This window comes from Aeromicrobium sp. JJY06 (assembly GCF_044069275.1).
Lineage (GTDB): Bacteria > Actinomycetota > Actinomycetes > Propionibacteriales > Nocardioidaceae > Aeromicrobium > Aeromicrobium tamlense.
This window is the reverse complement of record NZ_JBIMRD010000001.1, coordinates 1194811-1220116: the sequence shown is the minus strand read 5'-3', so window position 1 is coordinate 1220116 and position 25306 is coordinate 1194811. Positions and strand designations below refer to the sequence as shown.

Genomic DNA, 25306 nt, shown 5'->3' with positions numbered 1-25306 from the left:
GTCGCCTCGAACGGCAACCTCACGAGTCTAGCAGCGGGCCGTCGTTCCGGACGAATCCGCCGATGCCCGGCTACTCGCCCGTGATCGCGCGCAGCACGTCGAGCCGCGCCGCGCGCCGGGCGGGCAGCACCGCGGCGAGCACGCCCACGAACGCCGAGACCACGACGAACACGGCGAGCGAGCCCGCCGGGATCGCGAGGTCGCTGATGCCGTCGTCGGCGAAGGAGCGCTGCAGCGCGACCCCGAACAGCAGGCCCGCCCCGATGCCCAGCACGGCGCCGAGGATCGCGATGGCGACCGACTCCAGGCGCACCATCCGACGCAGCTGCGGCCGGGTGAGACCGACCGCGCGCAGCAGGCCGATCTCGCGGGTGCGCTCGATGACGCTCAGCGCGAGCGTGTTCACGATGCCCAGCACCGCGATCACGATGGCCAGGCCCAGGAGCGCGTAGATGAGGTAGAGCAGCGTGTTCACCTGGGCCCGCTGCGCCTCGGCGTAGCTCTCCTTGTCCTGCACGACGATCGTGGGGTTGTCGCCGACGGCGCGCTCGAGGTTGGCGCGCACCGTGCCCGTGCCGGTGCCGGGGGCGGCGTTGACGGCCAGCGTGGTGTCGCCGCGCTGGATGCCGGCGGTGGTGACCGTGGACAGCGGCACCACCGCCTGCCCGACGATGTTGCTGTCGGCGAAGACGCCCGTGACCGTGGCCGGCACCTTGCCGGTGGTGAACGAGAGCTCGACCGTGTCGCCGGTGGTCTTGCCGAGGGACTCGGCCAGCGACTCGCTCAGCGCGATCGTGTCGTCCGCGGCGGGTGCCTGACCGGAGACGTAGTCGAGGTCGAAGACCTCGCCGAACCGCGCCGGGTCGGTGGCCGACCCGAACACCTGGCTGCCGTCGGCGCGGAACACGATCGCCTGGACCGGCGACACCGCGGCCACGCCAGGGACCTCGCTGACGCTCTTCGAGATGCCCGGCGAGAAGGCCTGACCGCTGACGTTCTGGATGACGAAGTCCGCCGAGAACTCGCGCTCGACCCCGGCGTCGATCGACTTGTTGATGGAGGCGCCCAGGATCGACATCGTCGTGACCAGCGCGAGGCCGATCATGAGGGCGGAGGCGGTGGCGGCCGTGCGACGCGGGTTGCGGCGCGCGTTCTGGGCCGCGAGCAGGCCCACCGAGCGGTAGACCGTGCGGTAGAGCGCGCCGAAGACCGCGAGCACGGGCGTGGCGATGATCGGGCTGCCCAGCGCCACGGCCATCAGCACGCCGAAGATGCCGGCGCCCACCCAGATGATCGGTCGCGGCACGTCGAGCCACGACCCGGCGGCCATCGCGCCGGCACCGACGAGGCCGAACAGCAGTGCGATCACGAGGCGCCAGCGCAGCGAGGACTCCGGCATCGCGACCTCGTCGCGCATCGCGGCCACCGGCGGGACCCGCGCGGCACGCCGGGCGGGGATCCACGCCGCGAGCATCGTCACCAGCACGCCCACGACGTAGGACAGCACGACGGTGCGCAGGCGGAAGACCAACGACGTGCCCGACAGGTCGAGGCCGAAGTTGCTGAACAGCACCTTCAGCAGCATCGCCAGGCCGAAGCCCAGCGCCAGGCCGAGCGTGGACCCGATGACGCCGATGACGAAGGCCTCGGTGAGCACCGAGCGGCTGACCTGGCGGCGCGAGGCACCGAGGGCCCGCAGCAGCGCGAGCTCGCGGCTGCGCTGGGCCACCAGGATCGAGAACGTGTTGACGATGAGGAACGTGCCCACCACGAGCGCGATCCCGGCGAAGACCAGCAGGAACGTGTTGAGGAAGCCGAGCAGTTGGTCGAAGAGGTCCTTGGACTCCTCGGCGACGGCGTCGCCCGTGACCGCCTCGGTCCCCTCGGGGATGACCTTCGCGACCTCGTCGGCGACCTGCTGCTGCGTCGCGCCGGGTGCGGCCTCGACCTGGATGACGCTGTACGCGTCCTCTCCGCCGAGGAAGTACTGCTGCGCGCTCGCGTCGTCGAACATCACGAGGGTCGCGCCGGCGAGTCCACCGGAGGTGAAGTCGAAGAGGCCGACGAGCTTGGCCTTGAGGATCGGCGGGTCCGCCGGCAGCGCGATCTTGACGGTGTCGCCGACCCGGTAGCCCGCGACCTCGGCCGAGCGCGTGTCGAGCGCGACCTCGCCCTCCGCCGCCGGGGGACGGCCGCGCTCCCAGCTCAGCATCTGCTGGCCTGCGGCGTTGGGGATCGGGTCGGCAGGCCCGGCGTTGAGTGCGATCGTCGGGGCGCCGGTGCCGCCGAGCAGCTTGTTGTTCTTCTTCACCACGAAGAGGCCACCGCCGTTGACGGCACCCTCGGCACGCGCCACGTCGGGCAGCGCCGCGACGTCGTCCACGACGGAAGCCGGGATCGTGCGCGCCTCGCGGTTGACGCTCATCGCGATGGCGTCGCCGTCTCCGGTGACCGGCCGCACGGCGACGTCGGTGACCGTGCCGTACGCGATCTGGTCGAAGCTCCGGCCGATCGTGTCGGTGAACACCAGCGAGCCGGACAGGAACGCGATCCCCAGCACGATCGCGAAGGCGCTCAGGAGCAGGCGGACCTTGCGGGCGACGAGGTTGCGCCAGGTGACCCGTCGCACGTCACGCGCCGATCCGGCGCTGCACCGCGCTCATGCGCTCGAGGACCTTCTCGGCGGTGGGCTCGCGCAGCTCGGACACGACGCGGCCGTCGGCGAGGTAGACGACCCGGTCGGTGTAGCTCGCGGCGTGGGGGTCGTGGGTGACCATCACGATCGTCTGGCCGAACTCGTCCACGCTGCGGCGCAGGAACGAGAGGACCTCGGCGCCCGAGGTGGAGTCGAGGTTGCCGGTGGGCTCGTCGGCGAACACGATCGACGGCCGACTGACCAGCGCCCGCGCGCACGCGACGCGCTGCTGCTGCCCGCCCGACATCTCGTTCGGGCGGTGCTTGAGGCGGTCGGCGAGGCCGACGGCGTCGATGACGTTGCGGTACCAGGTGGGGTCGGGCTTGCGGTTCGCGATCGACAGCGGCAGCAGGATGTTCTCCTCGGCCGTCAGGGTGGGCACGAGGTTGAACGCCTGGAAGACGAACCCGATCTTCTCGCGGCGCATCACCGTGAGCGCCTTGTCGTCGAGCTTGGCCAGGGTGGTGGGGCCGATCGTGACCCGGCCGGAGTCGGGGGTGTCCAGCGCAGCCATGCAGTGCATGAGCGTGGACTTGCCCGAGCCGGACGGTCCCATCACGGCGGTGAACTCGCCCTCGTAGATCTCGAGCGAGACGCCGTCCAGCGCTCGGACCTGGGCGTCGCCCTTGCCGTAGGTCTTCGTGAGCTCGTGCGCGTGCGCCGCGACGGTCTTCTCCATGGCGGAGAGCCTAGGCGAGAAACGCCCAGAATCCATGCGGTGTCACTCAGAGTTACACGATGTGAGCAGAACCACCCCAGAGGTCGACCCGCGCATCGGCGTCGTGGCCGACCAGCTCGTCGATCCTCTCGAGCTCCTCGGCGGTGAAGTCCGTGCTGCTCGCGGCGGCCACGTTCTCGTCGAGCTGGCGGGTGCTGGAGGCGCCGATCAGGGCTGACGTGGCCGCGCCCGGACGCAGCACCCAGGCGATCGCGAGCTGGGCCAGGGTCTGACCACGCTCGCGCGCCACGTCGGCCAGACCGCGCAGCCGGTCGCGGTTGCCCTCGACCACCGAGACGTCGAACGACGACCGCCCCCCGGACCGCTCGACCGGCTCGTCGCCGAGGTAGCGGTCGGTGAGCAAGCCCTGCGCGAGCGGCGTGAAGGCGATCGAGCCCATGCCGGTGTCCTCCAGGGTGGCGAACAGCTCGTCCTCGACCCAGCGGTTGACCATCGAGTACGCGGGCTGGTGGATCACCAGCGGCGTGCCGAGGTCGGCCGCCACCTCGGCCGCGCGCCGCGTGCGCTCGGCCGAGTACGAGGAGATGCCCACGTAGAGGGCCTTGCCCTGGCGCACCGCGGTGTCGAGCGCGCCCACGGTCTCCTCGACGGGCGTGTCCGGATCGGCACGGTGCGAGTAGAAGATGTCGACGTGGTCGAGGCTCATCCGCTGCAGCGACGCGTCGAGGCTCGACAGCAGGTACTTGCGCGACCCGAGGAAGCCGTACGGGCCCGGCCACATGTCCCAGCCGGCCTTCGTGGAGATGACGAGCTCGTCGCGGTAGGGCGCGAAGTCACCGCGCATCATGCGGCCGAAGTTCTCCTCGGCGGAGCCGTAGGGCGGGCCGTAGTTGTTGGCCAGGTCAAAGTGCGAGATGCCGAGGTCGAACGCGTGGCGCAGCACCTCGCGCTGGGTGTCGAACGTGCGGTTGTCGCCGAAGTTCCACCACAGTCCGAGGCTGATCGGGGGCAGCAGCAGGCCCGACCGGCCCACGCGGCGGTACTCCAGGCCCTGGTAGCGGTCGGCGTCGGCCTGCCACGGCTGATGGGTCTCGGGAACGCGGTTGCGGGTCCAGTCGGTGCTCATGGCTCCACCGTAGGGCGCGCCGCGGACACCGGCGACCGGCACGGGAGCCAACCGTCCGGCGCTCAGGCCAGGCGAGTGATCTCGACCTCGACGGCGGTGCTGAACTCACCGCTGGTGGAGTAGATGCCGCGCAGGTTCGGGTTGTCGTCGAAGTCGCGGCCGCGGGAGACCACGATGTGGCGCTCGCCCGGGGCCTCGCCGTGCGTGACGTCCCAGCCCACCCAGCGGCCGTCCCACCACTCGAGCCAGGCGTGCGGCTCGGACGCCACGGGAGCGTCGACCTCCGGGTCGGCCTCGGGGTGCACGTAGCCGGCCACGAAGCGCGCCGGGACCTGCGCGTGGCGGAGCGCGCCGATCGCGACGTGGGTGATGTCGTGCGTGACGCCCTTGCCGGACTCCCAGGTCTCCTCGGCGGTCGCGCTGACGTGGGTGGCCGCGACGAGGCGCTTGACGCGACCGCGGATCAGCTCGACGACCCGCTCCACGTAGGCGCTCGGGGCGGCGGACTCGGCGCGGATCGCATCGAGCTCGGCCACGAGGGACTCGGCGGGGCGCACCTTGTCCTGCTGGTGCACGAACTCGCAGTACCGGTCGAGGGTGTTGGCGTCGAGAGCGTCCCAGCCGATCGACTCGCCGGGCTCGGCCGGGTCGGCGGTGTCGACCACCGACGTGGCCACGACGGTGAGCTCGTCGTGCGGGTCGGTGACCTCGAACGCGGTGACCGTGGCGCCCCAGTAGTCGCGGTACTCCTGCGACCACGCGGTCGGCGCGATCTCCAGGCGCGTGCGGCGGACGTACTGGTCGGCGGTGGTCTGCGGCGTCAGGCGGGCCTCGCTGTACGAGGCCACCGTCGGCTCGGAGTAGGTGTAGGTCGTCGCGTGACGCACCCGCATACGCATGCTCACGCCGCCACCTCGTTCACTCGCTGACGCTCGCTCACAGTGACACCCTCCCCGTCCAGCTGTGCCAGTCCTCCTGCGCGAAGTACCGCGCCGTGATCGCGTCGCTCGCGGCGGCGCAGGCGCGCTGCAGGCGCTCCATCTCGAACGGCATCGTCTCGAGGATCTCGTTCAGGGGGCGGTACTCGATCTCGGTGCGCGCCCGGCCCAGCAGCCGCAGGCCCTCGTCGGAGAAGCCCGCGCGACGGCCGGCGACGTCGAGCCGGGTCAGCGCCCGCTCGGCCTCGCTCAGGCTCGACACGATCGAGCGCGGGAACCACCGGTCGAGCAGCAGGTACTCGGCGGCGGCGGTGTCGCGCTCGATGCCGCGGTAGGTCCGCAGGAAGCTCTCGTAGCCGCCGCAGGCGCGCAGCGTGTTCTGCCACGCGATTCCCGAGGCGCCGGCGCTGGCCGCGGTGGACAGCAGCCGGGCGGTCATGTCGGTGCGCTCGATGCTGCGGCCCAGGACGTAGAAGTACCAGCCCTGGTCGCGCGGCATGGAGTCGTCGGCGGTGCCCGAGATCATCGCGGTGCGGCGACGCACCCAGTTGAACATCTCCGCCGGGCGCATCGACGTGGCGGCCGGGACGCCCTGCCACGTGGTGTTGATCGCCGACCAGACATCGGTGGAGAGGGTCTCGCGGGCGCTGCGGGCGGCCTCGCGCATCGAGCCGATCACCGAGGCGATCGCGCTCGGCGACTTCTGGTCGTAGGCCAGCAGGTCGAGCATCGACCAACGGTTGGGCACGCCCTCGAAGTCCTCGATGCCCATGACGGCGAACAGCTGCTGGCAGCTGGTGACCTCGTCGGTGGCGGGGTCCTCCACGAGCATCTGCATCTGCACGTCGAGCAGGCGCGCGGTGTCGTCGGCTCGCTCCAGGTAGCGGCCGATCCAGAAGAGCGACTCGGCGATGCGGCTGAGCATCAGGCCTCCCCCCTCAGCGGAGCGGTGATTGGGGCCATGGTCTGCGTCGTGGTGACGGGGTCGAGGTCGTCGTCGGGCTCCTCGATCGGCTCGGTGGGCCGGGCCAGCACCCACGTGTCCTTCGAGCCGCCGCCGCGGCTGGAGTTCACGATCAGCTCGCCCTCGGGCAGCGCCACGCGGGTGAGGCCGCCGGGCAGGACCCACACGTCGTCGCCGTCGTTGACCGCGAACGGGCGCAGGTCGACGTGACGCGGACGGATGCCGTCCTCCACGAGCGTGGGCACGGTGGACAGCGAGATCACCGGCTGGGCGATCCAGTCGCGCGGCGCCGCGATGACCTTGGCGCGCAGCTCGTCGAGCTCCTCGCCGGTGGCCGACGGGCCGATCACGATGCCCTTGCCGCCCGAGCCGTCGACCGGCTTGAGCACGAGCTCGTCGAGGCGGTCGAGCACCTCCTCGCGCTGGTCGGCGTCGCCGCAGCGCCACGTGTCGACGTTGCGCAGGATCGGCTCCTCGTGCAGGTAGTACCGGATCAGGTCGGGCACGTAGGTGTAGAGCAGCTTGTCGTCGGCGACGCCGTTGCCGACCGCGTTGGCGATCGTCACGTTGCCGGCGCGCGCGGCGTTGATGAGGCCGGGGACGCCCAGCGCGGAGTCGGCGCGGAACGACAGCGGGTCGAGGAAGTCGTCGTCGATGCGGCGGTAGATGACGTGCACCGGCGCGAGGCCGTCGGTGGTGCGCATCATGACGCGGCCGCCGTGGCACACCAGGTCGCGGCCCTCGACGAGCTCGACGCCCATCGTGCGCGCCAGCAGCGTGTGCTCGAAGTACGCGGAGTTGTAGACGCCGGGGGTCAGGACGACGACGGTCGGGTCGCTCACGCCGGCGGGCGCCGCGGCGCGCAGGGCCGAGAGCAGCTGGCGCGAGTAGCGCGCGACGGGCCGGATGCGGTGGTCGGCGAAGACCTCGGGCAGGCCGCTGGACATCGCGCGGCGGTTCGTCATGACGTAGGAGACGCCCGACGGCACGCGCGCGTTGTCCTCCAGCACGCGGAAGTCGCCGTTCCCGTCGCGGATCAGGTCGATGCCCGAGACGTGGATCCGCACGCCGTTCGCGGGGTCGATGCCGGCGACGACGCGGTGGTAGTGGCTCGAGGTCACGACGGTCTCGCGCGGGACGACGCCGTCGCGGAAGAGCTCTCCGGCGCCGTACGCGTCGGCCAGGAACGCCTCGAGCGCCTCGACCCGCTGCTTGACGCCGGCCTCGACCTCGTCCCAGGCGTCGGCCTCGATGATGCGCGGCACGATGTCGAGCGGGAAGGGTCGCTCCTCGCCCGCGACGCCGAACGTGATGCCCTGCTCGAGGTAGGACGAGGCAAGCCCGTCGGCCCGCTGACGGACCTCCTCGGGCGGCATCTTGCCGAAGGCCGCGTGCACGGCGGTGTAGAGGTCGCGGACGCCCGACTCGCCGTACATCTCGTCGTAGCCCGCGACGGGTCCGTATCCCTCGAACAGCTGCGCCTCGGTCACGAGACCACCTTAGGGGCGGTTTGTCACTTGCACGTTTCGGCGAGCGTTCACCCCGGAATGACCGCGTTCTGGTTACGCTTCGTAGCGGAAAGGGGCGCGCCCATGACCGCTGGTGACGTCTTGGTGCTCAACGCGAGCTACGAACCTCTGCAGCGCGTGTCGCTGCGCCACGCGATCAAGATGCTGGTGCGCGAGGTGGCGGTCATCGAGGAGGCGGCCGACGACTCGTTCGGCCCCTTCCCCCGGCCCCGGGTGCTGCGCCTGGTCCGCTACGTCGTCGCGCGGTGGATGCACCGCCGGTCGCACCTGTGCACGAAGAGCGCCATCAAGGCCCGCGACCGCTCGTGCGCCTACTGCGGCGGCCTGGCCGAGACCGTCGACCACGTGATCCCGCGCTCGCGCGGCGGGGCGCTCACGTGGGAGAACGCCGTCGCGGCCTGCCTGCGCTGCAACCACAAGAAGGGGAACCGCACCCCGGCCGAGGCCGGCATGCCCCTGCTCATCACCCCGTCGCGCCCGGCCTCGTTCGTCGCCTGATCCGCCTGCTGGACGGCCGGGTGACCCCGCTCGCCACGTCGGTTAGGCTCGCCTAACTCGACGGAGGAGGAGCCATGGCGAAGGCGAGCGAGCTGGTCAAGCCGGACCGTCAGCAGCTGATTCGGCTGGAGGTCCTGCGGAGCGAGCGGATCTCGCCGCACTTCCAGCGCGTCACGGTCGGCGGCGGGTCGATCGAGCAGTTCACGCCGATGGGCTGGGACCAGTGGTTCCGCATGTTCATCCCCACCGCTGGCGAGACCGGACTCGACCAGCTGCCCGACCGGGTCAACCTGCTCGGCTACCTGCGCTACCTGCGGATCGACAAGGGCGAGCGGCCCGTGCTGCGGAACTACACGGTGCGGGCGTTCCGGTCCGTCGGCGTCGACGGGCCCGAACTGGACATCGACTTCGTCCTGCACGGCAACGTCGAGGACGGCACCGCCGGCCCCGCCTCGACGTGGGCGCAGACCTGCCGGCCGGGCGACCCGATCGGCATCGTCGACGAGGGCATCGCGTTCAACCCCGGCCGCGGGACCGACCGCGTGCTGCTGCTGGCCGACGAGACCGGCGTGCCCGCGGTGGCGGGCGTCCTGTCCAGCCTGCCGGACTCCGCGACCGGCACCGCCATCCTCGAGGTGCCGACGCAGGAGGACCGGTTCGACCTGTCCCACCCGCCGGGCGTCGACGTGTGGTGGCTCAGCCGTCCGCCGGAGGCGCACGCAGGCGACATCGCCCTGCCGGCCCTGGTCACCGTCCCACCCGGCACCGACGTGCACGCGTTCCTCGTCGGCGAGCAGTCGATGGTGCAGGGGGCCCGCCGCCACCTCGTCGCCGCCGGCGTCCCCAAGGACCGGATCAGCTTCGTCGGCTACTGGCGCCGCGGCGCCGCCGGCCACTGACCGCGCCTCCGGCGCGCGAGATCTGTAGCCGTAACCACCGTTTCTCCGGCAGATCGGCCGAAAAAGGGTGGACAGCGCTACACATCTGGCCCGCCGGAGGCGGGACTCAAAGGCCGACGGACTCGTAGATCGTGTCGAGCTCGTCGAGGTAGGCGCCCTCGTCCTCGCCGGCGCGCTGGTAGGCCTCCATGGCCTGGGCCTGCACCTGCTCGGCGACCTGCTGGTAGCGCGCGTTCCACTTCTCGGCCTCGATCTGCCAGTAGCCGCAGGTGTAGAACGACGTCTGCGGCCAGCCGAGCTCGCGCCGCAGGTGCTTGCGGGTGGCGCGTCCGGCGCGGGCCTCGCCGGCCACCCAGACGTAGCGACCGGACGGGTCGGCGGGCAGGTCGCGTCCGCGGACGACGGCCTCGATCGCATCGGGGATGTCGTGGTCGTTCTCGACGACCTGCCACGTCACCGTGACGTCGGCGACGGACGGCAGCGGGACCTCGTCGGCGGCATCGGTGAGGACGACGTGCACGTCAGCGCGGACCTCGGGCTCGAGACCACGCAGGATGCGCGCGAGCGCGGGCACGCCGGTGAGGTCGCATACGAGCAGCTGGTCGGTGGCGTCCGCCGCGGGGCGGTAGAGGCCGTGCGGCTCGAGGATGCCGACACGGTCGCCAGGCTCGCACGTGCGGGCCCAGTCGGAGCCGACGCCGTGGTCGTGCAGAGCGACGTCGATGTCCACGCGCACGCGGCCGTCGACGATGCGGTGGTCGGAGATCGTGTAGACGCGGGGCACGAGCTCCTCGGCGCCCTCGGGGTACGTGATCGACCAGTCCTCACCGATCTCGGGCAGCACCACCGGTGCACCGGGACGCGGCGGCAGCAGCAGGCGGACGTACTCGTCCGGGATGCCCGTGGACTCCCACGCGTCGATGTCACCCAGGGTGATCGAGACGAGGTGGGGGGTCAGGACACGGCGACCGAGCACGGTCGCGACAAAGGTCTTCACGAGGATTCCTCCGATGTTTCGGCCGCGAGGCCGACGGCCCGGAACGACGGTCGGGCCCGTCCGGGGTGCTTCGTTAGGAGAGCCTAACAAACGTTGTTGGATAGCCTCGAGCCGTGAGCTTGCACGTACGGACCATCGGACCCGATCAGCACCTGGCGTTCGTCGCCTCGCGCGGTTCCGCGAGTTTCCTGCAGACCCCCGCGTGGGCGGCGGTCAAGGGCGAATGGCGCGGGGAGTCGATCGGCTGGTTCCGGCGCGACGAGCTCGTCGGCGTCGGCCTCGTCCTCTACCGCCAGGTGCCGAAGCTGAAGCGCTACCTGGCCTACCTGCCCGAGGGTCCGGTCCTCGACTGGAGCGGCGACGTCGCCGAGGCGCTCGACGCGATGCGCACCCACCTCAAGGCGAACGGCGCGTTCGGCATTCGCATGGGTCCCGCGCTGGTGACCCGCCGCTGGGGCGCCGCCACGCTCAAGGCCGCGCTGGCCGACGACGTCCTCACCCGGCTCGGCGACGTCCCCGCCGACCACACCGACGACGCCGCGCTCGCGGTGGCCGCCCAGCTGCGCTCGCTGGGCTGGAAGGAGCAGGCCGCCGAGGGCGGCTTCTCCGCCGGGCAGCCGAAGTACAACTTCCAGGTGCCGCTGGCCGGCCGCTCGGAGGACGACGTCCTCGCCGGCATGAACCAGCTGTGGCGCCGCAACATTCGCAAGGCCGCGAAGCAGGGCGTCGAGGTCACCACGGGTATCCGCGAGGACCTCGCCGAGTTCCACCGCGTGTACGTCGAGACCGCCGAGCGCGACCACTTCACGCCGCGGCCGCTGTCGTACTTCGAGACGATGTGGGACGCGATGACCGCCGAGGACCCGCAGCGGCTGCGGCTCTACCTCGCCCGCCACGAGGGCGACCTCGTCGCCGCCACCACGCTCGTGCAGGTGGGCACGCACGCCTGGTACTCCTACGGCGCGTCCACCACTGCGAAGCGCGAGGTCCGCGGCTCGAACGCGGTGCAGTGGCAGATGATGCGCGACTCGCTCGCGGGCGGCGCCGAGGTCTACGACCTGCGCGGCATCACCGACACGCTCGACACCGACGACTCCCACGTGGGCCTGCTGCAGTTCAAGGTCGGCACGGGCGGCGAGGCCGTGGAGTACCTCGGCGAGTGGGACCTGCCCATCAACAAGCCGCTGTATGCCGCCTTCACCGCCTACATGAAGCGCCGCGGCTGACCTCGTCCTGACGGCACGCGGGCCCGCCCGCGCCAGATCTGTAGCGGTAACCACCGTTTTTCGGCCGATCCGCCTGAGAAAGGGTGGATACCGCTACACATCTCGCCCGCCGGAGGCGGGACCTCGGGAGCGGTCCGGAATGATGGAGCCATGGCGTTCGACCTCGAGATCCGTGCCGCCGACTGGCGGGCCCACCTGGCCGCGACCCACGCCGCCCTGCCGGGGCTCGTGCCGGTCGTCAAGGGCAACGGCTACGGCCTCGGGCGCCAGCGACTCGCGCACGAGGCGAGCCGGCTCGGCGCCGACCTGATCGCCGTCGGCACCTACGAGGAGGCCCACGAGCTGCTCGGCTCGTTCCTCGGCGACGTGCAGGTGCTGACGCCGTGGCGCCCGTTCCTGCCGCGCGTGGCCGACCCCCGGCTCGTGCACACGCTCGGCCGCCTCGCGGACATCCCCGCCCTCGCCCAGCAGCAGCCCGGCGCGCGCGTGGTCGTCGAGATCGAGACGTCGATGGCACGCCACGGCTTCGACCGCCACCACCTCGCCGAGGCCGCCCGCGCGATCGCGGAGGCCGGCCTCAAGGTCGAGGGCTTCGCGATGCACCTGCCGATGACCGGCGGCAACCTCGACGAGGCCCGCCTGTGGTGCGCCGTCCTGGAGGCGTCGGCCCTCGAGACCACCACCGTCTTCTGCTCGCACCTGACCCTGACCGAGCTCGAGCAGCTGCGCGGCGAGCGTCCGACCCTCACGCTGCGCCCCCGCGTGGGCACGCAGCTGTGGCTGGGCCGGCTGGACACCCTCGCCGTGCGCGCCACCGTGATGGACGTCCACACCGTGCAGCGTGGCGAGCGGATCGGGTACCGCCAGGGCCGCGTGCCCCGCGCCGGCCACGTGCTCGTGATCGCCGGCGGCACCAGCCACGGCATCGGTCTCGAGGCGCCGCGCGCGGTCGCCGGGGTCGCGGGTCGCGGCAAGGCCGCCGCCAAGGGAGGCCTCGCGGCCGCCGGGCTCGCCCTCTCGCCGTTCACGATCGACGGCAAGCTGCGCTGGTTCGCCGAGCCCCCGCACATGCAGGCCAGCATGGTGCTGCTGCCCGAGGGCGCGAAGCTGCCCGCCGTCGGCGACACCGTGACGGCGCAGGTGCGCTACACGATCGCGAGCTTCGACACCGTCCGCGAGATCTGAGAGGGCCCGCCCACCCCGAGGGGTGAGCGGGCCCCGGCTCAGTCCTGACCGGCTCCGTCGCCGGGCGCCGGGATCGACGGCTCGGTCGGATCCGGCGACGGCGGAGGCGTCGTGACCGGCGGCGGCGTCGTCGGCGCCGGGGTGGTGGGCGCCGGCGTCGTCGGCTTGGGCGCCGGCGTGGTCGGACGCTTCGTGGGCTCGGTCTTCTTCTTCTCCGGCTCCTTCTTCTTCGGAGCCTGGTTGAAGATCTTCGTGCCCTTCTCGCCCTTGATGTTCGCCCGCGCCGGGAACGAGCCGCACTCCGATCCCTCGAGCGCGCTGTTCATGTACGCGCGGAACGTCTGCGCCGGGTACGTGCCGCCGAAGAACGGGTTGAGGTAGCCCTCGAGCTCCTCGTTGCCCTTGCCGCGGTTGTACATGACGGCCGTGGCCATCTTCGGCGTCGCGCCGACGAACCACGAGGACGAGACGCGCTCGTTGTCGCCGTCGCCGTCGGTGGCCGTGGCCGTTCCGGTCTTGCCGGCCGTGGGGCAGAACGTCCGGGCCTGGACGCCGGAGCCGCTGCGGACCACGGTCTGCATCGCCGCGAGCGTGTCGGCCGCGACGTCCTCGTCGATCGCCTGTGTGGTGGCGACCTTGTGCTCGAAGACCCGGGTGCCGCGCGCGTCGTTCACCCGGTCGATGACGAACCAGTCGGCGCGCTTGCCGTCGGCCGCGAGCGTCGCGTACGCGTTGGCCATGTCGATCGGCGACACCGGGGCGTAGCCCAGCGAGACGCCGATGACGGGCTCGATGCGGTCGATCGTGGACTCGGGGATGCCGGCTTCGCGGGCGGCCTCGATGATCTTCTCCGGACCGTCCTCCATCTGGTCGGTCAGGTCGACGAACGCGGTGTTCACCGAGAACTCGGTGGCGCGCTCGAGGTTGATCTGGCCGTACGAGCGACCGCCGGAATCACCCTGGTTCTGGATCTCGGCGTCGCCGATCCGCAGCGGCGCGTTGCCGTTCAGGCTGGTCTGCAGGCTGTAGCCGTTCTCCAGCGCCGCGACCACCGCGAACACCTTGAACGTCGAACCCGGCTGCGTGCCGAGCGTGGCCCAGTTCAGCTGGTTCTTCAGGTAGTCGGGGCCGCCGTACAGCGAGCGGACCGCGCCGGTGCCCGGCTCCACCGAGACGAGCGCGGTGTTGAGCTCGTCGAGGCCGTCGGGACGAACCTCCTTGACGGCGGCCACGGCGTCGTCCTGCATGTCCTTGTCGATCGTGGTGACGACCCGCAGGCCGCCGCCCTCGATCTCGGAGTCGAGGAAGCCCTCGGTGCGCATCTGCTTGCGGACCAGGTCGAGCACGTGACCCTTCGGACCCTCGAACCGCTGGTTGGCGCGCTGCTTCTTGAACTTGGGGAACTTGCCCTTGTGCGCGGCGGCCTGCTCGGCGGTGATCGAGCCCTGCTTGACCATGCCGTCGAGCACGTAGTTGTAGCGCGGCAGCACACGGTCGGCGGCGCCCTCGGCGTACGGGTCGAAGTACGAGGGGTTGTTGATGACGGTGGCCAGGAACGCGGCCTGCCCGACGTTGAGCTTCGCGGCCGGCTTGCCGAAGTAGGTGCGCGACGCGACCTCGACCCCGTACGAGCCGTTGCCGTAGTAGATCGTGTTGAGGTAGCCCTCGAGGATCTCGGACTTGGTCAGCTGGTTGTGGATCTTGACCGAGAGGATGGCCTCCTTGATCTTGCGCGTGTACGAGCGCTCCTGGTTCAGGTACAGGATCTTCACGTACTGCTGCGTGATCGTGGAGCCGCCGCCGGTGATCTGGCCGCTCGTGGCGTTGTTGCGCGCGGCGCGGACGATGCCCTTGACGTCGATGCCCTGGTTCTCCCAGAACGTGCGGTCCTCGGCGGCCACGACGGCGTCGCGCATGACCTCGGGGATCTCGTCGAAGTCGAGGCTCTCGCGGTTCTGGGTCGCGAAGCTGCCGAGCTTCGTCTTGCCGTCGGAGTAGTAGACGTTCGTCGTCTCGGTCTGGAAGTCCGCGTTGGGGTCGGGGATCTTCGTGGTGGCGTACAGGATCGCCACGGCGAGCGCGCCGAGGACGAATCCGATCACACCGAGGAACAGCAACCACCGCAGGACGCGCACGGGCCACGACCCGGTGCCGCCGATCCTGCGGGCGAACCGCGAGAGCGGTCCTTTCTTCTGCTTCGTGCGAGTTGACGCCACGAATCGGTTCCTTTCGGAGGACGACTACCAACGAGCCAGTCTGACGGAGATTCCTGAGAAACGAATGACCGGCCGGGCCGGGGTCTCGATATTCGCCCGACTCGATGTATCGTACCGATATAGCCATTCGTGGCATCGAATGGAACCGTGCGGGGAAGGGGGCGACACATGGCACGACGCGGAGCAGCTCTGGAGCTGGCCGTCCTCGGCCTGCTCGCCGACTCGCCCATGCACGGCTACGAGCTGCGCAAGCACGTCAACGGCCTGCTGGGCTGGACCCGGCTGCTGTCCTACGGCACGCTCTACCCCTGCCTCAAGCAGCTCACCCGAGGCGGCTTCATCGCCGCCGACAGCGAGACGTCGCCTCGCGGCAAGCGTCCGCGGATCGTCTACCGGCTCACCGCCGAGGGCAAGGAGTACTTCACCTCCCTGCTCGAGGACGGCGGCCCGTCGGCGTGGGACGACGAGAACTTCGGGGTGCGGTTCGCCCTGTTCGCCCGCACCAGCTCCCCCACCCGGGTTCGCATCCTCGAGGGACGTCGGTCCCGCCTCGAGGAACGCCTCGAGAACGTCCGTTCGGCCGCGGTCCAGCGCCGCGAGCGGATGGACGCCTACACCCGAGAACTCCAGCGACACGGCCTCGAGTCCGTGGAGCGCGAGATCAACTGGTTGACCGAGTTGATCGACCGTGAGCGCGCCGACGCGTTCACGGAGCAGGAAGAAACCAGTACGACAGACAAGGAAAAGTGAGGTCTCCATGAGTTCGGAGAACAAGGTCCGCGTGGCCATCGTCGGCGTTGGAAACTGCGCCACGTCCCTGATCCAGGGCGTCGAGTTCTACAAGGACGCCGACCCGGAGGGCACCGTCCCCGGGCTCATGCACGTCTCGTTCGGCCCGTACCACGTCGGTGACGTGGAGTTCGTCGCCGCGTTCGACGTCGACGCCAAGAAGGTCGGCTTCGACCTGTCCGAGGCCACGCAGGCCAGCGAGAACAACACCATCAAGATCACCGACGTCCCGCCGCTCGGCGTGACCGTGCAGCGTGGTCCGACGCTCGACGGCCTGGGCAAGTACTACCGCCAGACCATCGAGGAGTCCGACGCCGAGGCCGTCGACGTCGTCCAGGTCCTCAAGGACACCCAGGCCGACGTGCTGGTCTCGTACCTGCCCGTGGGCTCGGAGGAGGCCGACAAGTTCTACGCGCAGTGCGCCATCGACGCGAAAGTCGCGTTCGTCAACGCCCTGCCCGTGTTCATCGCGTCCGACCCCGAGTGGGCCAAGAAGTTCGAGGACGCCGGCGTCCCGATCATCGGCGACGACATCAAGAGCCAGGTCGGCGCCACCATCACGCACCGCGTCATGGCGAAGCTGTTCGAGGACCGGGGCGTCGCCCTGGACCGCACGTACCAGCTGAACGTCGGCGGCAACATGGACTTCAAGAACATGCTCGAGCGCGAGCGCCTGGAGTCCAAGAAGGTGTCGAAGACGCAGGCCGTCACGTCCAACCTGCACGGCTCGCTGGCCGGAAAGGTCGACGACAAGAACGTCCACATCGGTCCCTCGGACTACGTGGCGTGGCTCGACGACCGCAAGTGGGCCTACGTGCGCCTCGAGGGCCGCGCGTTCGGCGACGCGCCCCTGAACCTGGAGTACAAGCTCGAGGTCTGGGACTCGCCGAACTCGGCCGGCATCATCATCGACGCCATCCGCGCGGCGAAGATCGCCAAGGACCGTGGCGTCTCGGGCGCCCTGCTCTCGGCCTCGTCCTACCTGATGAAGTCGCCGCCGGAGCAGCGCCCCGACGAGGAGGGCCGCGCCCGCCTCGAGGCCTTCATCGAGGGCACCGAGGAGCGCTGAGCCAGCCTCACCCCCTGTAGTGAGCGACGCACCGGATCCTTCGGGATCCGGTGCGTCTCTCGTCTCGGGCGGCCGTAGCATGCGGTCGTGACGACCTACCTGTCCTTCCTGCTGTTCGCGACGCTGCTGGCGGTCGCCCCGGGACCGGACACCTTCCTGACCCTGCGCGCCTCCGTGGTCGGCGGCCGCCGCCGCGGCCTGTTCACCGCCGCCGGCATCACGCTGGCCTGCGCCGTGCAGGGCATCCTCGCCGCCTCGGGCCTGGGCGCGGTCATCGCGCACGCCGAGCCGGTGTTCCAGGCGATCCGCTGGGCGGGCGTGGCGTACCTGACGTGGCTGGGCTTCACGGCCCTGCGCTCGGCGCTGCGTCGCGACTCCAGCGTGTGGGCCGTCGGTCAGTCCGGCCCGAGCGTGAGCGCGCGCGCCGCCTTCCGTCAGGGCTTCGTCTGCAACATCACCAACCCGAAGGTGCTGGCGTTCAACCTGGCCGTGCTGCCCCAGTTCGTCAGCCCGGGCCAGGGCCTACCGGCGCTGCTGGCCTACGCCCTGACCCTGGTCGCGGTGGGCGCCGTCGTGCTGCTCGTCGTGATCGAGATCGCGAACGCCGCGGCCAACAAGCTGGTGCGGCCCACGTTCCGCCGCGTGGTGGACGGCTCGACGGGCGCGGTCATGCTCGGCTTCGCCACCGCGCTCGCCGTGGAGTCCTGAGACTCCCGCTCAGTGCGCCGCGGAGGCCTTGCCGCGGCGAAGGCGCTTGACGCCGTTGACCAGCAGCACCACCACGGCGCCGATCAGCAGGCCGAGGACGGCGGAGGCCGCGGTGTTGGCGACCCACTCGAAGGCGCCGTCCGCGAAGGGCATGACGTCGGCGATCCAGTGCTCGAGGTCGTGCACCCAGCCGTAGATCGTGTGCCAGCCGAGGTCGTCGGTGCCGACGAGGATGATGTGCCCGCCGACCCACAGCATCGCCGCGATGCCGATCACCGCGAGCGCCGAGAGGACCTTGGGCATCGCCTTGACGAGTAGGGTGCCGGTGCGCTGGGCGAGCGTGGAGGTGCGGCCGGCGAGGCTGACGCCCACGTCGTCCATCCGCACGATCAGCGCCACGACGCCGTAGACCAGCGCGGTGATGCCCAGCGCCACGAGCACCAGGATCACGGCCCGCGAGAGGAAGGGCTCGTCCGCGACCTCGTTGAGCGAGATGACCATGATCTCGGTCGAGAGGATGAAGTCGGTGCGGATCGCGCCGGAGACTACGTGCTGCTCGGCCTCGGGGCCCTGCGCACTGGAGGGCTCCTCCTTCTTCTCGTGGTGCGGGTGCAGCACGTGCCAGATCTTCTCGGCGCCCTCGAAGCACAGGTAGGCGCCACCGACCATGAGCAGCGGGGTCAGCACCCACGGCAGGAACTGGCTGAGCAGCAGCAGTCCGGGAAGGATGAAGAGCAGCTTGTTGCGCAGCGAGCCCTTGGCGATCCGGCCGATGATGCTGAGCTCGCGCTTCGGGTCGACGCCGTGCACGTAGCGGGGCGTCACGGCCGCGTCGTCGACGACGACACCGGCCGCCTTCGCGCTCGCCTTGCCGGCCGCCGCAGCGACGTCGTCGACCGACGCCGCCGCGAGTCGGGCGAGCGCAGCCACGTCGTCGAGCAGGGCGACAAGTCCTCCAGCCATGCGCTCAGCGTAAGGCCGGGCGTTGACACCCACGAGCGGACGCCGAGAGGATGACCCCCATTGTCCGCGATCTCGGGGGAGCCTCTCCATGTCCGCACGCCGCCACCTGCTCGTTCGACGGTCGCTGGCGACCACCGGAGCCGTCGCGTTGGCGGTGAGCCTGCTGTCCACCACGGCCACGGGCGCCGTCGCGGATCCCGGCCCGGTCGACCTCGGCGGGGCCCCGCGGTCCGCTGCCGCGGCTCCCGGTGAGGCCAGCAAGGCCGCTCGCACGCCGGCCTCCTCGAGCACGGACTACTCCCAGGGCGCCATCAACCGCTCCGCCCGGATCGCCGCCCCGCTGCCCTCGCCGAACGACGGCACCGTGGTGCGCACCGACGTGGTCCAGGACCTCGCCGCGCAGCGACTCAAGGCGACCGTGACCTTCCGCGGCACCCCCGCAGCCAACGCGGCGGTGCTGGTCTACTTCGGCGAGCTCAGCGGGTCGAGCTGCGTCCGCCGGGCCGCCATCGGCGGCGCAGCGAGAACCTCGGAGACGGACGGGCAGTTCCTCGAGGACGGCGCGAAGTTCGCGGTGAGCCGCTCGCGCTCGGGCTCCGTCCTCACCCTCACCTCGCAGGCACTCTCGACGTTCCGCACCGCTGAGTACGACTGCGCCTACGTCTACGTCACCGATGGCGCCAGCACGGTCACCCAGGCGTTCTACGCCGAGAGTCTCGTGACCCGCTGGACGCCGCGACTCTCGATCGCCGGCGGTCACCCGGTCAAGGCCGCCCAGAAGGGCAAGTGGGTCCGCGTGCGGCTCGAGGTCAACAACTCCGGCCGCGCCGCGGCCGCGAACACCCGGATCGTCGCGAGCGGGGCCGGTCTGAAGATCTCGCCGCGCAGCCGCAGCCTGGGCACGATCGGCGCCCGCTCCACGAAGTACGGCGTGACGTTCAAGGTGCGCGTCGCGAAGGGCGCGAAGACCCGCAACCTGCGCTTCACCGCCACGGCGGGCGGCGCCCGGGCCACCAAGGCCTACAAGGTCGGCGTGGCACCCAAGCCGCGCACGTACAAGAGCCTCAGCGGCCGGTACTTCTGGGGCTTCGCCACCACCTCGCTGTCCGACAGCCGAGGCTGGGACACCCAGACCGTCTGGTTCCTCAACAAGCGCTGGGCGTACGTCGGCGAGGTCAGGAACGGCGTCGTGCCGAAGTGCCGCAAGACCACGAGGACCTGCAAGAAGTACTCCTACAACGCCAAGAAGGGCATCGCGCGCATCGGCGGCCAGAAGTTCAAGGTGAACACCTACGGCTTCACGTACCGCGCCAACCGCAAGGACGAGCGGCGCTCCTACGAGCCCGCGACCTTCCCGCGCAAGGGCGCCCGCATCGGCGCGAGCCTGACGAACCGCGACTGGAGCGGCAACTGCCTCATCTCCTGCACGGCGACCACGACGAACCTCACCCTCGACCGCGCCGGTCGGTTCGTCCGCAGCAGCGTGTCGATCGGCTCGTGGCCGGGCCTCGGCTCGTCGTGGGCCTCGTTCCCGCCCGACCAGCGCGGCACCTACCGGATCATCAGCAAGGGCCGCATCGAGCTGCGGTTCGCCAACCGCAAGATCGAGCGTCACCGCATCGGCCTGCTGCACGACGCGCTCAACCGTCCGTCGGCCACGACGGGCCTCGTCCTGGGCACCACGAACTACTACTTCGAGGACTGAGCGGACGCCGCGACACCCGGAAGCGTCGCCGAGCGACCTCGCGCCGCTAGGGTTCTGGCATGGCCATGGGGTTCGGGATCGACATCGGCGGCACGGGCACGAAGGGGGCACCGGTCGACCTCGACCAGGGCACCCTCGTGGGTGAGCGGTTCCGCATCCCCACACCGAAGCCCGCCACCCCGCGCGCCGTCGCCGAGGTCGCGGCGCAGATCGTCGACCACTTCCCCGACGCGGCCGACGTGCCGCAGATCGGCGTCGCCATCCCGGCGGTCGTGCAGCGCGGCGTGGCCCGGTCGGCGGCCAACATCGACCCCTCGTGGATCGACACCGACGTCGACGCGCTCTTCACCGAGGTGCTCGGGCGCAACGTGCACGTGGTCAACGACGCCGACGCCGCGGGCGTCGCCGAGAACGACCACGGCGCAGCCCTCGAGGAGCACGGCCTGGTCTGCGTGATCACCCTCGGCACGGGCATCGGCTCGGCGCTCATCAACGCCGGCACGCTGGTGCCGAACACCGAGTTCGGCCACCTCGAGGTCGCGGGGCACCCGAACGCGGAGAAGTGGTGCGCCACGAGCGCCCGCGAGCGCGAGGACCTCACGTGGGAGGAGTGGGCCGAGCGCCTGCAGGTCTACTTCAGCCACCTCGAGAAGATCCTGTCGCCCGACCTGTTCGTCGTGGGCGGAGGCGTCAGCAAGAACAGCGAGAAGTTCCTGCCGCTGCTCAACCTGCGCACCCCGATCGTCCCGGCGACGCACCGCAACAACGCGGGCATCATCGGCGCTGCCGCCCTCGGCGCCCGGGGCTGACTGAACGAGGTTTCCTGTCACTTCACGTGGTTCGCGAACCTCGTGAAGTGACAGTTTCCCCGGTTAACCGGGGAAACCGTCAGACCGAGGCCAGCAGGGTGCGCACGGCGCGCTCCATCACCCGACGGCAGCGCTCGGCGGGGTAGCCGTGGTCGTCGAAGAGCAGCGACCAGGCGTTCCAGCTGACGGCGACCGTGAGCGAGTCCACGAGCTGCACGGGGTCGTCGGCGCGGGCGAGCTCGGTGGCGAAGGCCCGTTCGATGTCGGCGCGCACCCGGGCGATGTGCCCCTGACGGCTCGCACGCAGCGCCTCGTACTCCGGCTCGCCCAGCACGGCGGCCCGCGCGGCGGGCGCGATGTTGACCAGCCGGCGCTGGCGCTCGGCGCAGAACCGGTCGATCCGCTCCTCCAAGGGCGCGGACGGATCGATCTCGGCCCGCAGCTCGTCATCGAGACGGAACCAGTGCGCCACGGTGCTGCCGAGCAGGTTCTCCATGTCGTGGAAGTTGGTCCACAGCGTGCGCCGCGACACGCCCGCGCGCTCGGAGATCTGCGCGGCCGTGGGCTTGAGGACGCCCTCGCGCAGCAGGTCGACGTGCGCCTGCACGATCAACGCACGGGTGCGCTCGCTGCGCTGCATCCGTCCGTCGGTCTGCCGATATTCCATTGCTCCCACCGCTCCATGGTCGTGCAGGGACCTTCCCGCACGACTTTCGACACACCGAGTGTAGATAGGTAGTGACTTGACTCACAACGTATGTGAGGATGTCGTCACCTTCATTTGAGGGGCTGCCGAACGAATCGAGGGAGTGAAGGTTTGCTGACGGTCAAGAACCTGGAGGTCGTCTACAACGACGTCATCCTGGTCCTGCGCGGCGTGAGCCTGACGGTGCCGCAGGGTCAGATCGTGGCCCTGCTGGGTGCCAACGGCGCCGGCAAGACGACATTGCTGCGCGCGCTATCGGGCCTGCTGGACATCCACGACGGCGAGATCACCAAGGGTGAGATCACCCTGCGCGACACCCCGATCCAGTCGGCCGACGCGCCCAAGATCGTCGCCGCCGGCCTCGGCCAGGTGCTCGAGGGTCGCCGCGTGTTCGGCGAGTTCACGGTGGAGGAGAACCTGCGCGTCGGCGGCCACACCCGTCGCGGCAGCCTCGCCGAGGGCATCGAGGAGGTCTACGAGCTCTTCCCCGTGCTGAAGGAGCGCCGCAAGAAGACCGCGGGCTACCTCTCCGGCGGCGAGCAGCAGATGCTCGCCATGGGTCGCGCTCTCGTCGCCCAGCCCGAGATCCTGCTGCTCGACGAGCCGAGCCTGGGCCTCGCGCCCCGCATCGTCTCGCAGATCAAGGACATCGTCGTCCAGATCAACGAGCGCGGCACCACCGTGCTGCTGGTGGAGCAGAACGCCACGATGGCGCTCTCGATCGCCCAGCACGGCTACGTGATGGAGCACGGGAAGATCGTGATGGACAAGCCCGCCGCCGAGCTGCTCGACGACGAGGACATCCGCGACTTCTACCTCGGCCGCGGCGACATGGCCACGAGCTACCGCGACGTCAAGCACTACAAGCGCAGGAAGCGCTGGCTGTCGTGACCCCTGCGTCCCCCCACGTCCCCCTTCCCACACCGTCCCGTCCCGGAGGGTTCCCTTGTCACAACCAGTCGTGAGTGTCCGAGACGTCAACCTGTCGTTCAGCGGGGTCAAGGCCCTGCAGGGCGTCGACTTCGACGTCTTCGACAACGAGCTGTTCGCCGTGATCGGCCCGAACGGCGCCGGAAAGACCTCGATCTTCAACGTCCTGTCGGGGGTCTACCGTCCGCAGCAGGGCTCGGTCGAGTTCGCCGGCGCCGACATCCGCGGCATGCGGCCGCACCGCATCGCGAACCTCGGCATGGCCCGCACGTTCCAGAACATCGAGCTCTTCGAGAACCTCGACGTCGTCGACAACCTCATGCTCGGCCGCCACGCCCACCTGGGCTACGGCTGGCCCGCCGCGGTGGCCTGGCTCGGCAAGGCCAAGCACGCCGAGGTCGCCAACCGCCGTCGCGTGGAGGAGATCATCGACTTCCTCGAGATCGAGGGCTACCGCCAGCTGCCCGTCGGGATGCTGCCCTACGGCATCCAGAAGCGGATCGAGCTGGGCCGCGCGCTGGCGATGGAGCCGAAGCTGCTGCTGCTCGACGAGCCCGTCGCCGGCATGAACGGGGAGGAGACCGAGGACATGGCCCGGTTCATCCTCGACATCCGCAACGAGCTGCACATCCCGATGATCCTCGTCGAGCACGACATGGGCCTGGTCATGGACCTGGCCGATCGCGTCATGGCGATGGACTTCGGCAAGCCGGTCGCCACCGGCACCCCGCACGAGGTGCAGTCCCATCCCGACGTCATCCGCGCCTACCTCGGGCCCGTCGACGACGCCACGCTGGCCGAGGTGCAGGGGGAGCTGGCATGACCACGCTGCCGCAGCGCATCCGCACGCGCGCCCAGGAGACACCCGACCGCATCGCGATGCGCGAGAAGAACTACGGCCTGTGGGACGAGATCACGTGGGCCGACTACTGGGAGCGCTCCTCCCTCGTCGGTCACGCGCTGCTCGCCCTCGGCGTCGAGGTCGGCGACCGCGTCGCCGTCCACAGCGAGAACCGCTGCGAGTGGCTGTTCTCCGACATCGGCATCACCGCCGTCCGTGCCGGCACGGTGGGGCTCTACCCGACCAACCCGGCGCCCGAGGTGCTGCACGTCCTGCGCGACTCCGGCTCGTGCGTCCTCATCGCCGAGGACCAGGAGCAGGTCGACAAGTACCTCGAGATCGCCGACGAGCTGCCGGATCTGCGCACGGTCGTCTACATCGACCCGCGCGGCATCCACGACCGCTACACCGACGAGCGGCTCATGTCGTGGGACGCGTTCCTCGCGCTCGGCGAGCAGCACCGCACCGACCACCCGAACGCCGTCACCGAGCGGCTCGAGGCCGCCCGCCCCGAGGACCTCGCCACGCTCGTCTACACATCGGGCACCACGGGTCCGCCCAAGGGCGCGATGCTCTCGATGGACAACGTCGAGTTCGTCATCGAGACGCTGCAGAGCGGCGGCGCGTTCGTCGACCCGCCGGCCAGCGACCGCGACCTCGTCGTGTCCTACCTGCCGCTGTGCCACGTGGCCGAGCGCGTGTTCACCACGTGGTTCAACGCCGCCGTCGGCTCGCAGGTGAACTTCGCCGAGTCGATCGAGACGGTGCAGCAGGCGCTGCGCGAGGTGCAGCCCACGCTGCTGTTCGGCGTGCCGCGCATCTGGGAGAAGATCGCGGCCGGCGTGCACATCCGCATGAGTGGCGCGTCGTGGTTCAAGCGCAAGAACTTCGAGTTCTGGATGAAGCGCGCCGAGTGGATCGGCCGCACCCTCGTGGAGAACCAGGGCAACCACACGGCCTCCACCAAGGCGGTCTACGCGCTCGGCTGGCTGTGCCTCTACCGCCCGTTGCGCGAGCGACTCGGCCTGGCCAAGGTCCGCTACGCGGCCTCGGGCGCCGCGCCGATCGCGCCGGAGGTGCTCGAGTTCTTCATGGGCATCGGCATCCCGATGCACGAGGTCTACGGCATGACCGAGAACTCGGCGATCGCCACGGCCAACATGGCCGGACGCGTCAAGGTCGGCACGGTCGGCGAGCCCCAGGTGGGCGCCGAGGTGCGGATCGACGACGAGACCGGCGAGATCCTCACCCGCCACCGCGGCACGTTCGTCGGCTACTGGAACAACCCGGAGGCCACGGCGCGCACGATCGACGCCGACGGCTGGCTGCACACCGGCGACGTCGGCGAGTGGGTCGACGGCTCGCACATCAAGATCACGGACCGGATCAAGGACATCATCATCACCGCGGGCGGCAAGAACATCAGCCCCAGCGAGATCGAGAACAGCCTGAAGTCCTCCCCGTACATCAAGGAGGCCATCGTCATCGGCGACCGCCGCAAGTACCTGACGGCCCTCATCGGCATCGAGCTCGACACCGTGGGCAACTGGGCCCAGGAGCGCAAGCTCGGCTTCACCACCTACCGCGACCTGTCGCAGAAGCCCGAGGTCATCGCACTCGTGCAGTCCATCGTCGACGAGACCAACCGCAAGTTCGCCAGCGTCGAGACCATCAAGCGCTTCGCGATGCTGCCGAAGGAGCTCGATCACGAGGAGGGCGAGCTGACCGCCACCCAGAAGATCAAGCGCTCGGCCATCAACGAGCGGTTCGCCGAGGCGATCGAAGGCCTCTACTCCGACTCGAGCCAGGAGGTGAAGGCATGAGCGAGCGACAG

The 25306-nt window shown here is 70.3% G+C and carries 22 protein-coding genes; 12 read left to right on the top strand and 10 right to left on the bottom strand.

Annotation, left to right across the window (positions count from 1 at the left end; genetic code table 11):
• Positions 1–70: 70 nt before the first annotated feature.
• From ACGWYL_RS06145 to ACGWYL_RS06120, 6 genes are all read right to left on the bottom strand, one after another.
• Entirely contained in the window at positions 71–2629 is a 2559-nt protein-coding gene (locus ACGWYL_RS06145) for an ABC transporter permease (RefSeq protein ID WP_179427299.1), read from the bottom strand.
• Position 2630: 1 nt separating this feature from the next.
• Positions 2631–3374: an ABC transporter ATP-binding protein gene (locus tag ACGWYL_RS06140; RefSeq protein ID WP_179427302.1), complete on the bottom strand. Its 744-nt coding sequence runs from the start codon at positions 3372–3374 to the stop codon at positions 2631–2633.
• Positions 3375–3426: 52 nt separating this feature from the next.
• Positions 3427–4500 (bottom strand): aldo/keto reductase, encoded by a 1074-nt coding sequence (locus tag ACGWYL_RS06135; protein ID WP_269304495.1) that lies wholly within the window; start codon positions 4498–4500, stop codon positions 3427–3429.
• Positions 4501–4562: 62 nt separating this feature from the next.
• Positions 4563–5399 carry a transglutaminase family protein gene (locus tag ACGWYL_RS06130; protein WP_223303159.1) on the bottom strand — a complete coding sequence of 279 codons (837 nt, stop codon included), beginning with the start codon at positions 5397–5399 and terminating at the stop codon, positions 4563–4565.
• A gap of 37 nt (positions 5400–5436) precedes the next feature.
• Positions 5437–6363, bottom strand: coding sequence for an alpha-E domain-containing protein (locus ACGWYL_RS06125; RefSeq protein WP_395486682.1), 927 nt, complete (start codon positions 6361–6363; stop codon positions 5437–5439).
• The gene (locus ACGWYL_RS06120; RefSeq protein WP_395487238.1) at positions 6363–7838 is read right to left on the bottom strand and encodes a circularly permuted type 2 ATP-grasp protein; all 1476 of its coding nucleotides are present in this window, start codon (positions 7836–7838) and stop codon (positions 6363–6365) included. The genes ACGWYL_RS06125 and ACGWYL_RS06120 overlap by 1 nt, the downstream gene beginning before the upstream one ends.
• A 156-nt stretch (positions 7839–7994) precedes the next feature.
• Between ACGWYL_RS06120 and ACGWYL_RS06115 the strand changes: the two genes are divergently transcribed.
• Both ACGWYL_RS06115 and ACGWYL_RS06110 read left to right on the top strand, forming a co-directional pair.
• Positions 7995–8429, top strand: coding sequence for an HNH endonuclease (locus ACGWYL_RS06115; protein WP_179427310.1), 435 nt, complete (start codon positions 7995–7997; stop codon positions 8427–8429).
• A gap of 74 nt (positions 8430–8503) precedes the next feature.
• Complete coding sequence (locus ACGWYL_RS06110) at positions 8504–9328, top strand: siderophore-interacting protein (protein ID WP_179427312.1); 825 nt, start codon at positions 8504–8506, stop codon at positions 9326–9328.
• Positions 9329–9434: 106 nt separating this feature from the next.
• Here ACGWYL_RS06110 and ACGWYL_RS06105 read toward each other — a convergent pair whose 3' ends face one another.
• Positions 9435–10325 (bottom strand): siderophore-interacting protein, encoded by an 891-nt coding sequence (locus ACGWYL_RS06105; RefSeq protein ID WP_269304485.1) that lies wholly within the window; start codon positions 10323–10325, stop codon positions 9435–9437.
• Positions 10326–10438: 113 nt separating this feature from the next.
• Between ACGWYL_RS06105 and ACGWYL_RS06100 the strand changes: the two genes are divergently transcribed.
• Together ACGWYL_RS06100 and ACGWYL_RS06095 are read left to right on the top strand one after the other, a co-directional pair.
• Positions 10439–11551: a lipid II:glycine glycyltransferase FemX gene (locus ACGWYL_RS06100; protein ID WP_395486681.1), complete on the top strand. Its 1113-nt coding sequence runs from the start codon at positions 10439–10441 to the stop codon at positions 11549–11551.
• 150 nt (positions 11552–11701) lie between these two features.
• On the top strand, positions 11702–12736 hold the full coding sequence (locus tag ACGWYL_RS06095; RefSeq protein WP_395486680.1) for an alanine racemase: 1035 nt from the start codon (positions 11702–11704) through the stop codon (positions 12734–12736).
• Between the two features lie 38 nt (positions 12737–12774).
• Here the strand turns inward: ACGWYL_RS06095 and ACGWYL_RS06090 are convergent, their stop codons facing one another.
• Entirely contained in the window at positions 12775–14952 is a 2178-nt protein-coding gene (locus ACGWYL_RS06090) for a transglycosylase domain-containing protein (protein ID WP_179427320.1), read from the bottom strand.
• Between the two features lie 168 nt (positions 14953–15120).
• Between ACGWYL_RS06090 and ACGWYL_RS06085 the strand changes: the two genes are divergently transcribed.
• From ACGWYL_RS06085 to ACGWYL_RS06075, 3 genes are all read left to right on the top strand, one after another.
• Positions 15121–15702, top strand: a complete 582-nt coding sequence (locus ACGWYL_RS06085; protein WP_179427322.1) for a PadR family transcriptional regulator — start codon at positions 15121–15123, stop codon at positions 15700–15702.
• Positions 15703–15709: 7 nt separating this feature from the next.
• Complete coding sequence (locus ACGWYL_RS06080; protein WP_179427324.1) at positions 15710–16810, top strand: inositol-3-phosphate synthase; 1101 nt, start codon at positions 15710–15712, stop codon at positions 16808–16810.
• 87 nt (positions 16811–16897) lie between these two features.
• Positions 16898–17518, top strand: coding sequence for a LysE family translocator (locus ACGWYL_RS06075; protein WP_179427327.1), 621 nt, complete (start codon positions 16898–16900; stop codon positions 17516–17518).
• 9 nt (positions 17519–17527) lie between these two features.
• Here ACGWYL_RS06075 and ACGWYL_RS06070 read toward each other — a convergent pair whose 3' ends face one another.
• On the bottom strand, positions 17528–18481 hold the full coding sequence (locus ACGWYL_RS06070; protein WP_179427329.1) for a DUF808 domain-containing protein: 954 nt from the start codon (positions 18479–18481) through the stop codon (positions 17528–17530).
• Positions 18482–18569: 88 nt separating this feature from the next.
• On the opposite strand from ACGWYL_RS06070, the gene ACGWYL_RS06065 reads away from it, so the two are divergent.
• On the top strand, positions 18570–20186 hold the full coding sequence (locus ACGWYL_RS06065) for a hypothetical protein (protein ID WP_395486679.1): 1617 nt from the start codon (positions 18570–18572) through the stop codon (positions 20184–20186).
• Between the two features lie 59 nt (positions 20187–20245).
• A complete protein-coding gene (ppgK, locus tag ACGWYL_RS06060; protein WP_179427333.1) occupies positions 20246–20995 on the top strand; it encodes a polyphosphate--glucose phosphotransferase in 750 nt (249 codons plus the stop codon).
• A 79-nt stretch (positions 20996–21074) separates the two neighbouring features.
• Here the strand turns inward: ppgK and ACGWYL_RS06055 are convergent, their stop codons facing one another.
• Entirely contained in the window at positions 21075–21662 is a 588-nt protein-coding gene (locus ACGWYL_RS06055; RefSeq protein ID WP_395486678.1) for a TetR/AcrR family transcriptional regulator, read from the bottom strand.
• 150 nt (positions 21663–21812) lie between these two features.
• Here ACGWYL_RS06055 and ACGWYL_RS06050 point away from each other — a divergent pair, with 150 nt between their 5' ends.
• From ACGWYL_RS06050 to ACGWYL_RS06040, 3 genes are all read left to right on the top strand, one after another.
• A complete protein-coding gene (locus ACGWYL_RS06050) occupies positions 21813–22592 on the top strand; it encodes an ABC transporter ATP-binding protein (RefSeq protein ID WP_179427337.1) in 780 nt (259 codons plus the stop codon).
• A gap of 70 nt (positions 22593–22662) precedes the next feature.
• A complete protein-coding gene (locus ACGWYL_RS06045; RefSeq protein WP_317628256.1) occupies positions 22663–23454 on the top strand; it encodes an ABC transporter ATP-binding protein in 792 nt (263 codons plus the stop codon).
• Positions 23451–25295 carry a long-chain fatty acid--CoA ligase gene (locus tag ACGWYL_RS06040; RefSeq protein WP_179427342.1) on the top strand — a complete coding sequence of 615 codons (1845 nt, stop codon included), beginning with the start codon at positions 23451–23453 and terminating at the stop codon, positions 25293–25295. The genes ACGWYL_RS06045 and ACGWYL_RS06040 overlap by 4 nt, the downstream gene beginning before the upstream one ends.
• Positions 25296–25306: the final 11 nt, after the last annotated feature.

Bases quoted from the DNA above. Each gene is read 5' to 3' on its own strand.
- ACGWYL_RS06140 (WP_179427302.1), bottom strand. From the start codon at position 3,374: ATGGAGAAGACCGTCGCGGCGCACGCGCACGAGCTCACGAAGACCTAC.
- ACGWYL_RS06135 (WP_269304495.1), bottom strand. From the start codon at position 4,500: ATGAGCACCGACTGGACCCGCAACCGCGTTCCCGAGACCCATCAGCCG.
- ACGWYL_RS06130 (WP_223303159.1), bottom strand. From the start codon at position 5,399: ATGCGTATGCGGGTGCGTCACGCGACGACCTACACCTACTCCGAGCCG.
- ACGWYL_RS06125 (WP_395486682.1), bottom strand. From the start codon at position 6,363: ATGCTCAGCCGCATCGCCGAGTCGCTCTTCTGGATCGGCCGCTACCTG.
- ACGWYL_RS06120 (WP_395487238.1), bottom strand. From the start codon at position 7,838: ATGTACGGCGAGTCGGGCGTCCGCGACCTCTACACCGCCGTGCACGCG.
- ACGWYL_RS06115 (WP_179427310.1), top strand. From the start codon at position 7,995: ATGACCGCTGGTGACGTCTTGGTGCTCAACGCGAGCTACGAACCTCTG.
- ACGWYL_RS06110 (WP_179427312.1), top strand. From the start codon at position 8,504: ATGGCGAAGGCGAGCGAGCTGGTCAAGCCGGACCGTCAGCAGCTGATT.
- ACGWYL_RS06095 (WP_395486680.1), top strand. From the start codon at position 11,702: ATGGCGTTCGACCTCGAGATCCGTGCCGCCGACTGGCGGGCCCACCTG.
- ACGWYL_RS06085 (WP_179427322.1), top strand. From the start codon at position 15,121: ATGGCACGACGCGGAGCAGCTCTGGAGCTGGCCGTCCTCGGCCTGCTC.
- ACGWYL_RS06080 (WP_179427324.1), top strand. From the start codon at position 15,710: ATGAGTTCGGAGAACAAGGTCCGCGTGGCCATCGTCGGCGTTGGAAAC.
- ACGWYL_RS06070 (WP_179427329.1), bottom strand. From the start codon at position 18,481: ATGGCTGGAGGACTTGTCGCCCTGCTCGACGACGTGGCTGCGCTCGCC.
- ACGWYL_RS06065 (WP_395486679.1), top strand. From the start codon at position 18,570: ATGTCCGCACGCCGCCACCTGCTCGTTCGACGGTCGCTGGCGACCACC.
- ppgK (WP_179427333.1), top strand. From the start codon at position 20,246: ATGGCCATGGGGTTCGGGATCGACATCGGCGGCACGGGCACGAAGGGG.
- ACGWYL_RS06055 (WP_395486678.1), bottom strand. From the start codon at position 21,662: ATGGAATATCGGCAGACCGACGGACGGATGCAGCGCAGCGAGCGCACC.
- ACGWYL_RS06040 (WP_179427342.1), top strand. From the start codon at position 23,451: ATGACCACGCTGCCGCAGCGCATCCGCACGCGCGCCCAGGAGACACCC.